Annotated in this window: 20 protein-coding genes; 12 read left to right on the top strand and 8 right to left on the bottom strand. The window is 69.4% G+C overall.

Translation table 11 applies throughout. The annotated features are described in order from the left end of the window. The 4 genes from DQW85_RS17210 to DQW85_RS17195 all read right to left on the bottom strand — a co-directional run. Window positions 1–673: hypothetical protein (locus tag DQW85_RS17210; RefSeq protein ID WP_205315188.1), on the bottom strand; the 673-nt coding region annotated here is incomplete at its 3' end. Between the two features lie 366 nt (window positions 674–1,039). Next, window positions 1,040–1,252 carry a hypothetical protein gene (locus DQW85_RS17205; RefSeq protein WP_113701320.1) on the bottom strand — a complete coding sequence of 71 codons (213 nt, stop codon included), beginning with the start codon at window positions 1,250–1,252 and terminating at the stop codon, window positions 1,040–1,042. Further along, entirely contained in the window at window positions 1,249–1,437 is a 189-nt protein-coding gene (locus DQW85_RS17200) for a hypothetical protein (RefSeq protein WP_113701319.1), read from the bottom strand. The genes DQW85_RS17205 and DQW85_RS17200 overlap by 4 nt, the downstream gene beginning before the upstream one ends. Next, window positions 1,434–1,730, bottom strand: a complete 297-nt coding sequence (locus tag DQW85_RS17195) for a hypothetical protein (RefSeq protein ID WP_113701318.1) — start codon at window positions 1,728–1,730, stop codon at window positions 1,434–1,436. Before DQW85_RS17195 ends, DQW85_RS17200 begins: the two co-directional genes overlap by 4 nt. Before the next feature lie 155 nt (window positions 1,731–1,885). Between DQW85_RS17195 and DQW85_RS17190 the strand changes: the two genes are divergently transcribed. Beyond that, window positions 1,886–2,662: a GntR family transcriptional regulator gene (locus DQW85_RS17190; protein WP_162795066.1), complete on the top strand. Its 777-nt coding sequence runs from the start codon at window positions 1,886–1,888 to the stop codon at window positions 2,660–2,662. 10 nt (window positions 2,663–2,672) lie between these two features. On the opposite strand, the gene DQW85_RS17185 is transcribed toward DQW85_RS17190, so the two are convergent. Then, the gene (locus DQW85_RS17185; RefSeq protein WP_113701316.1) at window positions 2,673–2,921 is read right to left on the bottom strand and encodes a type II toxin-antitoxin system RelE family toxin; all 249 of its coding nucleotides are present in this window, start codon (window positions 2,919–2,921) and stop codon (window positions 2,673–2,675) included. Further along, window positions 2,918–3,214 carry a DUF6247 family protein gene (locus DQW85_RS17180; protein ID WP_162795065.1) on the bottom strand — a complete coding sequence of 99 codons (297 nt, stop codon included), beginning with the start codon at window positions 3,212–3,214 and terminating at the stop codon, window positions 2,918–2,920. The genes DQW85_RS17185 and DQW85_RS17180 overlap by 4 nt, the downstream gene beginning before the upstream one ends. 550 nt (window positions 3,215–3,764) lie before the next feature. Here DQW85_RS17180 and DQW85_RS17175 point away from each other — a divergent pair. The 5 genes from DQW85_RS17175 (at window position 3,765) to DQW85_RS17155 (ending at window position 7,677) form a co-directional block, all read left to right on the top strand. Then, window positions 3,765–4,337, top strand: a complete 573-nt coding sequence (locus DQW85_RS17175) for a hypothetical protein (protein WP_113701314.1) — start codon at window positions 3,765–3,767, stop codon at window positions 4,335–4,337. A 175-nt stretch (window positions 4,338–4,512) separates the two neighbouring features. Continuing rightward, a complete protein-coding gene (locus DQW85_RS17170; protein WP_113701313.1) occupies window positions 4,513–5,424 on the top strand; it encodes a helix-turn-helix transcriptional regulator in 912 nt (303 codons plus the stop codon). Between the two features lie 117 nt (window positions 5,425–5,541). Further along, window positions 5,542–6,315 carry an SDR family oxidoreductase gene (locus DQW85_RS17165; protein ID WP_113701312.1) on the top strand — a complete coding sequence of 258 codons (774 nt, stop codon included), beginning with the start codon at window positions 5,542–5,544 and terminating at the stop codon, window positions 6,313–6,315. A gap of 25 nt (window positions 6,316–6,340) precedes the next feature. Then, entirely contained in the window at window positions 6,341–7,135 is a 795-nt protein-coding gene (locus DQW85_RS17160) for a mycofactocin-coupled SDR family oxidoreductase (RefSeq protein WP_205315187.1), read from the top strand. Window positions 7,136–7,176: 41 nt separating this feature from the next. After that, on the top strand, window positions 7,177–7,677 hold the full coding sequence (locus DQW85_RS17155) for a MaoC/PaaZ C-terminal domain-containing protein (protein ID WP_113701311.1): 501 nt from the start codon (window positions 7,177–7,179) through the stop codon (window positions 7,675–7,677). Here the strand turns inward: DQW85_RS17155 and DQW85_RS17150 are convergent. Further along, window positions 7,647–8,225: a GNAT family N-acetyltransferase gene (locus tag DQW85_RS17150; RefSeq protein ID WP_240197238.1), complete on the bottom strand. Its 579-nt coding sequence runs from the start codon at window positions 8,223–8,225 to the stop codon at window positions 7,647–7,649. The genes DQW85_RS17155 and DQW85_RS17150 overlap by 31 nt on opposite strands. A gap of 14 nt (window positions 8,226–8,239) precedes the next feature. Continuing rightward, window positions 8,240–8,803 (bottom strand): TetR/AcrR family transcriptional regulator, encoded by a 564-nt coding sequence (locus DQW85_RS17145; protein ID WP_240197237.1) that lies wholly within the window; start codon window positions 8,801–8,803, stop codon window positions 8,240–8,242. A gap of 146 nt (window positions 8,804–8,949) precedes the next feature. On the opposite strand from DQW85_RS17145, the gene DQW85_RS17140 reads away from it, so the two are divergent. The 6 genes from DQW85_RS17140 (at window position 8,950) to DQW85_RS17115 (ending at window position 12,506) form a co-directional block, all read left to right on the top strand. After that, window positions 8,950–9,300: an ArsR/SmtB family transcription factor gene (locus DQW85_RS17140; protein WP_113701309.1), complete on the top strand. Its 351-nt coding sequence runs from the start codon at window positions 8,950–8,952 to the stop codon at window positions 9,298–9,300. Beyond that, window positions 9,297–9,785, top strand: coding sequence for an SRPBCC family protein (locus DQW85_RS17135; protein WP_113701308.1), 489 nt, complete (start codon window positions 9,297–9,299; stop codon window positions 9,783–9,785). The genes DQW85_RS17140 and DQW85_RS17135 overlap by 4 nt, the downstream gene beginning before the upstream one ends. A gap of 14 nt (window positions 9,786–9,799) precedes the next feature. Continuing rightward, complete coding sequence (locus DQW85_RS17130) at window positions 9,800–10,303, top strand: SRPBCC family protein (RefSeq protein ID WP_113701307.1); 504 nt, start codon at window positions 9,800–9,802, stop codon at window positions 10,301–10,303. A 119-nt stretch (window positions 10,304–10,422) separates the two neighbouring features. Continuing rightward, window positions 10,423–11,316 carry a S1 family peptidase gene (locus tag DQW85_RS17125; RefSeq protein WP_162795064.1) on the top strand — a complete coding sequence of 298 codons (894 nt, stop codon included), beginning with the start codon at window positions 10,423–10,425 and terminating at the stop codon, window positions 11,314–11,316. A gap of 212 nt (window positions 11,317–11,528) precedes the next feature. Further along, on the top strand, window positions 11,529–11,720 hold the full coding sequence (locus DQW85_RS17120; RefSeq protein WP_113701305.1) for a CbtB domain-containing protein: 192 nt from the start codon (window positions 11,529–11,531) through the stop codon (window positions 11,718–11,720). A 9-nt stretch (window positions 11,721–11,729) separates the two neighbouring features. After that, window positions 11,730–12,506 carry a CbtA family protein gene (locus DQW85_RS17115; RefSeq protein WP_113701304.1) on the top strand — a complete coding sequence of 259 codons (777 nt, stop codon included), beginning with the start codon at window positions 11,730–11,732 and terminating at the stop codon, window positions 12,504–12,506. The last annotated feature ends 67 nt before the right edge of the window (window positions 12,507–12,573 follow it).

The following is a 12,573-nucleotide window of genomic DNA, read 5'->3' as shown; positions in this document are numbered from 1 at the left end:
CCATCTCGGCCGCCGCTTGCCGCTCGTGCTCAGCGCGCTCGGCCGCCGCTTGCTCAGCGCGCGCCTGCTCTGCCGCGAGCCGCTCGGCTGCCGCTTGCTCAGCCGCTCGCCGCTCGGCTGCTTCCCGCTCGCGGCGCGCTTGCTCGGCCGCCTGCCGTTCCGCCGCTCGCCGCTCGGCCTCCGCTCGTTCGGCTGACTTACGGGCCCGATTGCCGCGCTCGATCATGATCAGTGAGATCAGGGCAGGCGCGTCGATCACTGTCGCTGTGCCCATCGCTCGGCCCCACCCGACCACCGGCGTGAGTAGCTCCACCTGAGCGCTCAGAGACATGACCATGCCAAGCACGAACAGAGCGGCAACGAGGACCTTGATCGGCCAGGGTGCGTCCACGACGAACGTGTGGCATAGCAGTCCGGCCATGAGTACGGGCAAGACGCTCGCGATGATCGCCAGCATCACCCGCCCAGCTTCGGATAGCTCGATCATGCCGCCGGTATCCACGTGCTTGTAGACGATGGCGTGGGTGATATTCAGGCCGAGACTGGTCGTCCCGGTGATCGTGATGATGGACCACCACAGTCCCCGGGCCTGCTCGGCGGTCGAGGCGCCGCCCGGGCCCGGGCGCGCGTGGCGGGTTGGCGCGTTGGCCACGGCGAACGTAGGTTGTGCCATGTGTTCGGTCTCCTGGGGAAGGGGGATCGATCGCTCGGGCTCCCGGTGTTCCTGCACCGGGAGCCCTCGTGCTTCTGAACCGCGGGACGCTACACCGCGGCGGCGCTCCGGTGGTGGAGGCGCGTCAGGCGGCCGCGGGCGAGGTGGCCGGCCCGCGCCTACCAGGTGGTACATGGAGCGGGCGGTGCGGGCCTGTGGCGCCAGACGTGGCGGCCCGCACCGCCCTGCTTGAGCGGGTGGTCCTGGTCCGCCCTCCGGTCCAGGACCACCCGCGCCCGGCCCTCCCGTCGGGGCCGGGCGTCGAGTCCCGGCCGGCGCAGCGGCCCACTCTGCGACGGCCGGGGGTCTAGGGACGCGAGCGGGAGCTCACGTGGAGGCGCGCGTCGGCTCGCCGGGCGGTGCGGCCTCGTGCAGGCCGTAGGCGGCCCAGGGGAACAGGACGACCGGACGCACGGGGCACTCGCTGCCCAGGACCATCCCAGGGAGCGGCTCCAGGACCCGCAGGAAGGATCCGATCTGCCGAACCTCGTTCCCGCAGTGGATGCACACCAGGACCCGCGCGTCCTCAACCGGGATCACTGCTGAGCCTCCGGCTTGTGCACCTTCTGGCCCTGCGCGCCGCACGCGATGCGGTCGACCGCGGGATCGGTCTCCGTCGAGCGCCACACGCCGCTGCTCAGGCACACGATGTCCTTGCCACAGCCGCGGCAGTGCGCGTACGGGCCCGGCGGGCGGTTGCGGGCGAACTCCTCCTCGGGCGTCATGACGCAGCCGCCAGCTGTGGGAGCCGGAACTCGACCTCCGCCTCGACCTTCCAGACGTCCTTCAGCCGTCGGATTGCGACCGACTCGACGTCGAGCGCTTTCGTCAGCGAAGGGGTGGGGTCGGCCCGGCTGGGATCCCACGGGTACGACAACGCGACGCGCAGTCCGGTCTTGCCCGGGGTCGCGGTGAACGTGATAACGCCGCCCTCGGCGATCGTGGCCACTGCGTTCGTGGTCAGCCCGCCGACCGCGCGCTCTGCCTGGTCGATGAGCGGTGCGAGGTGCGGCGGCATGATCGCTCGCACCCACGACTGGGCACTCTCTACGGACGCCGGGGCGCCCGGGAGCGTTTGCTGGTACATGGGGGACCGCCCTAAAGCTGGATGTCCAGGCGGTTATCAAGTCCCCCTAGCTTGCAACCTGGATATCCAACTGTCAAGCTGTGCGCGTGGATCTAGAAAGCAGCCGATACCGCCCGATCGCCGATGAGCTGGCCCGCCGGATCCGCGCCGGCGAGCTGAAAGAAGGCGATCAACTTCCGTCGATTCCCGAGCTCATGAAGGCACATGAGATCTCGAACGGAGTCGCCCGCAAGGTGCTGCGCACACTGGTCTCCGAAGGGCTGGCCACCGCCAAGGCAGGCGCTGGCACGTACGTGAGGCGCCGGCCTGCCATCCGCCGCATCGTCCGCTCGTGGCACAACAACGCCCGCCGGGGAGGTCTCCCGGGGTTCAGCGATGACGACCACGCGATCGGGTCGGTCGGCTACGAGTCGAGGACAGTCGAAGGGTCACTGGCGGTGCGCGAGCGCCTCGATCTCGACCCTCTGGACCAAGAGGACCGGCCGGACCTGATGCGCACCACCTACCTCCGAGAGGTCGCCGGAGAGCCGGTGTTCATCGAGACCTCATGGGAGCCGCTGCAGCTCACGAGAGACACCGTGATCGCCTTCCCTGAAGACGGCCCGCACGGCGGCAAGGGCGTGGTCGAGCGGATGCGGCACATCGGCATCGAGGTCACCCATGCTCCGGAGGTCGTCTCTGCCCGGCCCTCCACTGCCGAGGAAGCACGCCAGCTCGGCGTCGCGCCAGGCGACATCGTGCTCGTCATCGAGCGCACGCACTATGCCGACACCCGACCGGTCGAGACAGCCGACATCGTGATCCCGGTCGACCGCTACCAGGTGGTGTACGGCACGTCGATATGGGACGAGCCCGCAGGATAGCCTTCCGGGTTCAGCCCACCCACAAGATGTCCGTGATCCGGACCACGCCGACGTCGTCGAGGATGAGGAAGGTCACGAACCCGCGGTCACCGAAGTCGGCTCGTCGCACTTGCGGGTCGTCCGTGGCCATGGTGGTGAGCGGGTCGTAGGGATCTTCGCAGACCTCGGCCATGGCCTGCGTCAGCTCGGTGAGCGCGTCGGTGGGGAATCCGCCGAGCTGCGCCAGGGCACGCTCCGATAAGTGGGGCCGGTAGGTCACGCGCGGCGGGCGAGCTCGGCGGCGATGGCGTCCTCCAGGGGCACTGTCTCGCCGAGGCCGGCCTGGGCCTGCTCGAGCGCTTCGTAGTAGCCGGGCTGGTTCGTGGCGATGACCGCCAGGCTCCAGTGGTGCAGCAGCTGCTTGAGCTTCTTGTACTGCGCCACGTCCTGGAGGGCCGCCGTGGCGGCCGCATGGTACTGGCGGAGGAACTCGGGGCGCTCCCGCGCGGGAAGGTCACGCAGGATCACCTGAGGATCCTGCGGGTCTTCCTCGTGCACCGGCTGAGCGCTCATGCCCTTCACGGTACCTACGGGCGGGCGCGGAAGCACGCGGATCCCGCGGATGTGTGCCGTCCCGGTGCTGTCGGGGAGGGGTTGAGGGAGCCCGGGGAGAGGCTTGGGAGATTTCTGGGAGAAGCGATCTTGATTGGGAGACGCTGAAATGAAGCGAAACGACGTGAAAGTTATTCAGATGTAGCGTCTATCAGGCCATCCCTTGATCGTGCAGGTCAGCCGATTTGTCCGACTTATCTGATAAGGAAGAGGTCCCAGGTTCAAGTCCTGGTAGCCCCACCCAGTTGACCAGCGAAAATGGCCGCTATCCGATCTTCGGGTAGCGGCTTTTCTGGTGTCTGCATATCTATCTGCGTGACTGTCGTTCACAGGAGTTGCGGGCAGGCGCGTGCTCACTCGCCTCTCGGGCGTGGCGCAGGATGCCGACGGCCAGGATCCGGGTCAGGTCGGTGTGCATTGTCTGTCTCATTGGTTATAAGGCACGGTTCATCCAGCGCTGGGTTCCGGGCGAATGGTCGGTGTTCTGTCCGCGACATGGGGAGGCAACAGAGTGAGACGGCACAGACCCACCAAGCCGGGGCGCCTGCTCGCCCGGCTGGCGGCGGCCACGGGCATGGCCGCCGCCGTGAGCGCAGCCATCGTTGCGCCGGCCAACGCGACCGCTACCTGCGCCACCGAAGGGCACGCGTACTACATCGACGACGGGCCCAACGCCCCGCTGCCGGGCTTCAATTACATGTCCGGATTCGAGGGAGACCAGCGTTACGGCGTCTTCCAGCTGAGGGTCAAGCGCGGCGACCGCTTCCGGATCGCGGGCAACGGCATTCTGCCTGGATCGTTCCAGACTCAGTCGCGTATCCAGTTCGCGGCGGTCAACCTGGCGGGCACCTCGAACGCGAAGATCTTCAGCCGCAACGGTGCGGCGTCCTCCTCGGTGGCCACCAGCCTCGCGGGGAGCAACTGTGTGGTGAGTGATGCGAACCCGGTCAACGCCTACACGGTTGGGAACGTTCCAAACGGGACGTACAGGATCTTCGCGTCGTACAACGTGCCGGAGAACGGCACAACGAAGTTCGTGAGCAACGAGCCGGTCGTCGACCTGCTTGTGAGGGACTCTCGGTAAGTCCGGGAGCCGCCGACCACGACACCCCGTCGAGCCTCACCGGCGGGGTCTCACGGCCAAAGGTGGCTCAGCGCCAAGATTCAGCTCCTACCGGGGTTGCCTGCGCGTTGGGCGCCGGGAAGGTGCCACTGGCAGCGGCAGGCGGGGATCCGCGTGCTCCCGCATACTCGATGGCATGGACAGGGGATCTGATCTGGCGCGTTTCCTCCGTACGCGCCGAGCCAGGCTGCGCCCGGAGGATCATGGTCTGAAGACGTACGGCGAGCGCCGTCGCGTCCCCGGGCTGCGCCGGGAGGAAGTGGCGATGCTGGCGGGGGTAAGCGTCTCCTACTACAGGAGTATGGAGCAGGGGCTGTCGCGTAACGCCTCCGATCAGGTCATCGACGCGCTGGCCAGGGCGCTGCGACTGGACGAGCAGGAGCACGAGCATCTGCGGCTGCTGGCCCGGCCCGGGGCCGGAGCGCGGCCCAGGCGCCGTCGCTCCGCGTCGGAGCCGGTCGACCCGCGCTCGCAGCTGCTGGTGGAGAGCGTCACCGGCCCAGCCCTGATCATCGGGCCGACGGGGGACGTCCTGGCCTGGAACACGCTCGGGCACGCCCTGCTGGCCGGACATGTCGATCCCGAAGGCCCGTACCGGCGCCACGATCGGCCCAACCTGGCGCGGCTCATCGTGCTGGATCCGCACGGTCGCGACCTGTACGTGGACTGGCCGGCGAAGGTACGCGGGGTGGCGGCGCACCTGCGCTACAACGCCGCCCGTCATCCGGACGACGACCGGATCGCCGCGATCATCGGCGAGCTCATGGTCAACAGCAAGGAGTTCGCCAGAATCTGGGCCGGGTACGGGGTGCGCCCCTGTGGTGTGGACGACCTGGAGCTCGCTCACCCCCTGGTGGGCAGGCTGAGCCTGGTGCAGCACCTGCTGGTGTCGCCCACGGATCCCGACCGGGTGCTGCACGTCTACGTCGCCGAACCCGACTCGCCGTCGGATGCCGCGCTGCGCCTGCTGGCCGGGCTGACGGCCGGCGAGGCGCCATCCAGCGCGCCTGAGCGCGCCTCGACCACGCAGCGCGCCTCGACCACCTAGCGCGTACGCATTCTCACCGTTCCGTGCGCGGGACGGTGAGTTCGCGGTGCGCTCATTCACCCAAGCTCATCCACTCAAGCTCATTCACTCAAGCTCATTCACTCAACAAGGAGAAACATGCAGCAGGATTTCGTGGGCAAGGTCGCCCTGGTGACGGCGGCGAGCCGGGGGATCGGGTGGGGTGCCGCCCGGGAGTTGGCGTCGCGGGGAGCCGCGGTGGCCATCACCGCCAGGGACAAGGACGCCCTGTACGAGACCGCGGGCAGGATCGCGGCGGAGACGGGGGTGGGCCGCGATCGGATCCTGGCGATCCCGGGCGACGCCGGTGACCCGGACGCGCGCGCCGGGGCCGTTCGGGAGACCGTGGAGACGTTCGGGCGGCTGGACGTGCTGGTCAACAACGCCGGCATCAGCACGGTCGCGGGTCCCCTCATCGATGCGGACCTGGCCGAGGCGCGGCGGATGTTCGACGTCAACGTGCTGGCCGCGCTGGATTTCGTACAGCTGGCGAGCAAGGCGTGGATGCTCGAGAACGGCGGTGCCGTGGTCAACGTCGGCTCCACGGCCGGGCTGGCCGTGACCGGGATCTTCGGGATCTACGGCGCGACCAAGCTCGCGCTCAGCAAGCTGACCGAGGAGCTGGCCTACCAGCTCGGCCCCAGGATCCGGATCAACGCCGTCGCACCGGCGGTGGTGAAGACGAAGTTCGCCGAACCGCTCTACCTCGGCCAAGAGGAGAAGGTGATCGAGCGGTATCCGCTGCGGCGGCTGGGCCTGCCGCAGGATGTGGCCAAGCTGATCGCCTTCCTCGCCTCCGACGACGCGAGCTGGATCACCGGCGAGACCGTCCGCATCGACGGCGGTCAGCTTGTGCACAGTGTCATCGCCTGAGCCGGTGAACGTGAGAGGAGATCGCATGGACCGCATGGCCGGCAAGGTGGCGTTGATCACGGGGGCGGCACGGGGGCAGGGGCGCAGCCACGCCGTCCGGCTCGCCCAGGAGGGCGCGGACATCATCGCCGTGGACATCTGCGACGACATCAAGGACGTCCCTTATCCGCTGGGCACCGAGGAGGAGCTCGCCGTCACCGGGGAGATGGTGCGCGAGCTCGGCCGCGGCGTGGTGACCGCGAAGGTGGACGTCCGCGACGCCGACGCGCTCGCCGAGACGGTGAACACCGCCGTGGACACCCTCGGGCGGCTCGACGTGGTCGTGGCCAATGCCGGAATCGTCACGCCCGGCCTGTTCGAGGAGCAGAGCATCGCCGAGTGGGACGTGACGCTCCAGGTGAACATCCTGGGCGTGCGGAACACCTGTATCGCGTCCCTGCCGCATCTCAAGGCGGGAGGCGGCAAGTCGGTGATCCTGGTGAGCTCGGTGGTGGGACTTGAGGGGGCCTCCAGGCTCTCGTCCTACATCGCCTCCAAGCACGCGGTCATCGGCCTGACCAAGGCCCTGGCCATCGAGTTGGGCCGCTATGAAATCCGCGTCAACGCGATCGCGCCGGGGGCCGTGGCGAACGCCGGGATCCCCCTCGGCGGCATCGGCGCCGTGACCGGCAAGGAGGCGACACCAACCGTCACCGCCCTGCCGAACCAGATGGTCGAGCCCATCGACACCAGCAACGCCGTGCTCTACCTGGCCGGCGACGAGTCACGTTACGTCACCGGAACGGCGCTGCAGATCGACGCGGGCATGGCCACGATCTGACCCGCGTTTCCGTCGGCAACGTCTGAGAGGAGCACCTGGTCATGACCGCTCAACCCGGAACCTTCGACGTGAACGCGCTCCGCGCCATGATCGGCCGCGAGCTGACCCCCGGTCCGTGGACGCAGGTCAGCCAGAGCATGGTCGACACCTACGGTGAGGTGACCGGGGAAGAGCACTGGTTGCACAACGATCCGGAGCGTGCCCGCGCGGAGAGCCCGTTCGGCGGCCGGACGATCGTGCAGGGCTCGTTCCTGGTCGCGCACTGCGCCCGGTTCCCCGAGGAGTTGCTGGTCCTGCTCGGGGCGGCTGACTACGTGCTGAACTACGGCTACGACCGGGTCCGCTTCGTCCGTCCGGTACCGGTCGGCTCGCGGGTCCGGGGGAGAATGACGCTGTGCGCCGTCGACGAGCGGCGCGCGCCCGACGGGCATCGCCGCTATCTGCTCGTGCTCGACGTCGTCGTCGAGCCTGACGACGACGGCGGACCGGCGGCCGGGGCGCGGTGGCTCTGCTACGTCGCCGCCACGAAGCCGGATGGCTGATCGGGAGGCGGGCTGAGGTCCTTGTGGTAGATGCGGAAGTCGCAGGAGGTGGCGAGGAGCGGGGCGAGGTCCGGGTAGCTCTCCTCGATGGCGCCGATGCGGACGATCTGATAGCCGATTCGGGTGTACCAGTCGTTCAAGAACTCCTTGGACGGATGCTTCCAACCGCGGGGGACCAGCAGCTCAAGCTGCATGGTGGTCAGCCCACGGTCGCGGCTCCACTGCTCGGCGAACTCGACCAGGCGCCTGCCGATCCCGGCCCCGCGATGCTCGGGCTCGGTGGCGAGCTGGCCGAACTCGCCTTCTCCGGTCTTCAGGCGTTGCACGCGGACGCTGCCGACGATGCGGCCGTTCACCCGGGCCACGGCGATCTCGCCGGCGCGGATGAGCTCCGACATCCCTTCCTCCGTGGTACGGGCGGCGCCGTCCTGCCACAGGCCCTCCTCGGCCGCCGCGTAGACGCGGTTCACCAGGTCGGTAAGTTCGGCCACGAGGGTGGCGTCCGTGCCGGCGGGAACGGGCAGCAGTTCGATCTCAGTCGGCGACACGGTCTCTCCATGGCTCATACGGTCTCGGTGGCTTCCAGGAGCAGGTGGGCGGCCTGTCTGGCCTGGTGCGCCGGGGCGGGGGTGCCGGTGATCGCCGCTGTGGTCATGGCGCCCTCGGCCAGCAGGGCCAGGTGGTCCGCGACCCAGGCCGGTCTGCCGGCGTCCGCCGTCAGGGTGGCGAGGTAGGCGAAGAACGCCTCCTTGTGCGCCCTGGCGGCCTCGACGACGGCGGGGGAGGTGGCGCCGAGCTCGCCGAAGGAGTTGATGAAGGCGCAGCCGCGGAAGCCGGGCTCGCTGAACCAGGCGTGGAGCCAGTCGAACACCGCCAGGATGCGCTCCTGCGGTGTGGCGCGCGTCTCGACGTGCGCTGCCAGTCGCCGCCGCCAGCGCAGGTCGCGTCGCCGCAGGTAGGCCTGTACCAGCTCTTCCTTGGAGGGGTAGATCTGGTAGAGGCGCTTGAGGGAGACGCCCGAGGCGGAGCGGATGTCGTCCATGCCGACGACCTGGATCCCCCGGGTGTAGAACAGCGTCTCGGCAGCGTCCAGGACCTGGAGTTCCGCCTGCTCTGCGCTGATCACTTGTTCCGCTTTCGCCCGTACCGAGAATGGTTGTTCTCTGAACGATAGCAGCGGGCCCGCCCTGACCCGCGCCTGTTGACACCGGTGGCCGCGCGGGCGCATACTCAACCAAAGAGTTGAACAACTGAAAGGTTGAATACGAGCCCGTGGCCGACGACCAGCTCAGCCTGACCTTCGCGGCCCTGGCCGACCCCACCCGCCGCGCCATCCTGGCCCGGCTGGCCGATGGGGAGGCGACGGTCAACGAGCTGGCCGAGCCGTTCGACATGAGCCTCCAGGCGATCTCCAAGCACCTGAAGGTGCTCGAGCGGGCCGGTCTGATCAGCAGGGGACGGCAGGCGCAGTGGCGTCCCTGCCGCCTGGAGGGCGCCCCGCTCGCGGACGCCTCCGCCTGGATCGACCGCTACCGGGAGATCTGGCACGACCGGCTCGGCCGCCTCGACGAGGAGATCCAGCGCATCCAGCGACACCGGACGGAAGAAACGGGAGACACATGAGCACGAACGACACCGAGGTCGTCTTCGAGCCAGGACGGCAGGACATCGTCGTCACACGCGTGTTCGACGCGCCGCGCGAGGTGGTGTTCCGCGCCTACACCGACCCGCGTCTGATCCCGCGCTGGTGGGGTGCGCGCCGGTTCGTCACCGAGGTCGACCACATGGACGTACGGCGCGGCGGCCAATGGCGTTTCGTCACCCGCAACGCCGAGACCGGCGCCGAGTACGCCTTCCGCGGCGTCTACCACGACGTGGCGGCGCCCGAGCGCATCGTCAGCACCTTCGAGTTCGAGCAGGGCGGGCCCGGCCACCTGCAGCTCGCCGTCGACACCTTCGAGGAGATCGGCGGACGGACCCGCTACGTGAACGTCTCCCTGTTCACCTCGGTCGAGGACAGGGACGGCTGGATCCCGACCGACATGGACAAGGGCGTCCGCGAGTCCATGGACCTGCTCGAACAGCTCGTCCACGGCCTGCGCGGCTGAGACAGGAGACCACGATGGCTGATGAGGCGACGACGTTCGACGTGGTCGTGACCCGGGTGTTCGACGCGCCGCTGGAGCGGGTGTGGCGGGCGTGGACCGAACCCGAGCTGGTGCGCCGCTGGTGGGGCCCGGTGGGGTTCTCCGCGCCGCTCGCCAGGATGGACGTCCGGCCCGGAGGCACGAGCCTGGTGTGCATGCGCTCGCCGGACGGCCACGACCTGTACAACACCTGGACCTACGGCCAGGTGGTGCCCGGCGAGCGGCTGGAGTTCGTGCTGCGCTTCAGCGACGAGTCGGGCGACCCGCTCGATCCTGCCCGGCTGGGCCTGCCTCCGGGCATCCCGGCGGAGGTGCCGCACGTGATCACCTTCACCGATGTCAACGGGCGGGGGACGCGGATCACGGTGACCGAGTCGGGATACGGGATCGAGAGCACGCGCGACGGCTCCCGGATCGGCCTCGAACAGTGCCTCGACAAGATGACCACAGCCCTGACGGATGGTGATTTCACCAGGTAAGTGGGGGTAGCCTGGCGGGCACGGCGGCGCGTTCAGCCGCCCGAACCATGATCAAAGGTGCTCCGCAGCCGCCCCGACTGATGGAAGTACGTGTGTTCAAGGCTACCGGCAGACGATCAATGGTGCTTGCCCCCCTCCTCGCCATCGGGCTCGCACTGGCCACCCCCACCATGGCGTCCACCACCACCACTCCCCAGCAACCGGCCACTGCCCAGCAACCGACCGCGGGCGGTGACCGTGCCGCCATCATCGGCGGGCGGGCCGCCACGGAGGCGTACCCGTTCATGGTCTCCTTCCGGCTCGGCGCGCGGCCCGAGCACCACTGCGGCGGCTCGCTCGTCGCCGCCGACTGGGTCGTCACCGCCGCCCACTGCAAGGGGCTCTTCAAGCCCGGCAGGACGCTGGTACGGGTCGGCTCGGCCGACCGTGACCAGGGCGGGGTGCTCACCAGCGTCAGGCGCGCGATCACCCATCCCGAGTGGGGCCGGCGCGGCGTGGGCGGGGAGTTCGAGGCCGACATCACGCTGGTCCAGCTGAACCGGCCGGTGGAGCTCGAACCCATCCGCATCGCCGACGGCCCTGGACCGGTCGGTGAGCCGACCCGCGTCATCGGCTGGGGCATGGTGTGCGAGGACACCCACGACCCGGCCTGTGCGAAGGGTTCGCGGCACTTGCGGGAGCTCGACACCGTACGCGTGCCCGACAGCCGTTGCTCCTTCCTCCAAAAGGGGCGCGAACTCTGCACGGGCGAGCGCCAGGGACGTGCGGCGAGCGCCTGCAGCGGCGACTCCGGAGGCCCGCAGATCCGCAGGGTGAGCGGCCGGTGGGAGCTGATCGGAGCCACCTCGCGTGACGGCGACGACGTGGAGGACCGCAGGAACGGCAGTGCCGGCTGCTCCACCAGCCCCGACGGCGGGCCGGGGGTCGGCATCTGGACGGACGTGACCCACTACCGCACGTGGATCAGCGACACCATCGCGAAGGAGTCGCGGAGCAGCGTCGCGGCGAGCTGATCATGGCCCCGAGAGGGGCCTGGCCTCCTCGGCGACTTGACGCAAAGGTGCGGAGAGGATACGTTCCGGGAGATTTCACGGTTGTCCAAGGGAAATCCGGTGAGAAGCCGGTGCGGACGCGCCACTGTATCCGGGTCGTGAGGCCCGGGAGCCAGGTCGCTTGGCGACCGTGACCTCACTGGCTGGGACGCGTCATCCCCGAGGAGGCCCACATGAGTGGTCTGTCCACTCCGTCCACCCTTCCCCTTCCCCGTCTACGCCCGTGGCTGATGCTCGGCGTGCCGGTGCTGCTGTTCATCGCCTACCTGGTGCTGATGGACAACGGCGCCGTGTCGCAGGCCGGCACCTACCTGCACGAGCTCATGCACGACGGGCGGCACCTGCTCGGCGTGCCGTGCCACTAGGGGGCGGCCGTGGTCCGCACCCTGTTGGTCAGGGGCCTGCTTCTCGGGCTGCTGGCCGGTCTGATCGCGGGCGGGTTCGCGTTCGCCTTCGGTGAGCCGCGCGTCGACAGGGCGATCGCCCTGGAGGAGGCGGCGGCCAAGGCGGCCGAGGCCGCCCAGGCGGGTCATGGCGCCCCGGAGGCGCATCCCGCTGAGGAGGGGCACGATCACGGTGATGGGGCCGTGGTCAGCAGGCCGGTGCAGAAGGCCGGACTGTTCCTCGCCACCGGGCTCTACGGGCTCGCCGTGGGAGGGATCTTCGCGCTCGCGTACGCGGGACTGCGCGGAAGGGTGGGGCCGCGTTCCGACGGCGGGCTGGCGCTGGCCGCCGCTGGTGTCGCGTTCGTGGCCGTCATTCTCGTGCCGTTTCTGAAATATCCCGCCAATCCGCCGGCGGTCGGGGACCCTGAGACGATCAACAGCCGCACCCTGCTCTACGTGGTGATGATCCTGGTCGGCCTGGCGGCGACGGCGATCGCGGTGGCCACGGCACGGCAGGTCACCGGAGGGCCGTGGCCACGGTGGAGCGCCGCCGTCGCGGCGTTCCTCGTGCCTGTGGTGGCGGCGTGGCTGCTGCTGCCCGCGGTCGACGAGGTGCCGGCGGGCTTCCCGGCGACTCTGCTGTGGGAGTTCAGACTGGCGTCCCTGGGAACCCAACTGGTCTTCTGGGCGGCCTTCGGCGCGCTCTTCGGATGGGTGGCCGATCGGGCGGCGCGCGCGCCGGCCGTGCCCGTCGCCGCGGCCTGAGCGGGTGCTGTTCGTACGGCAGGCGGGCACGCCGGGCATGCGGGCGGCGCGCTTCCCGACCTCGGCC

Origin of the sequence: Nonomuraea lactucae (assembly GCF_003313395.1) — a bacterium.
GTDB classification, from domain to species: Bacteria; Actinomycetota; Actinomycetes; order Streptosporangiales; family Streptosporangiaceae; genus Nonomuraea; species Nonomuraea lactucae.
Note: the sequence above shows the minus strand (reverse complement) of the source record. Positions and strands in the feature narration are given on the sequence as shown.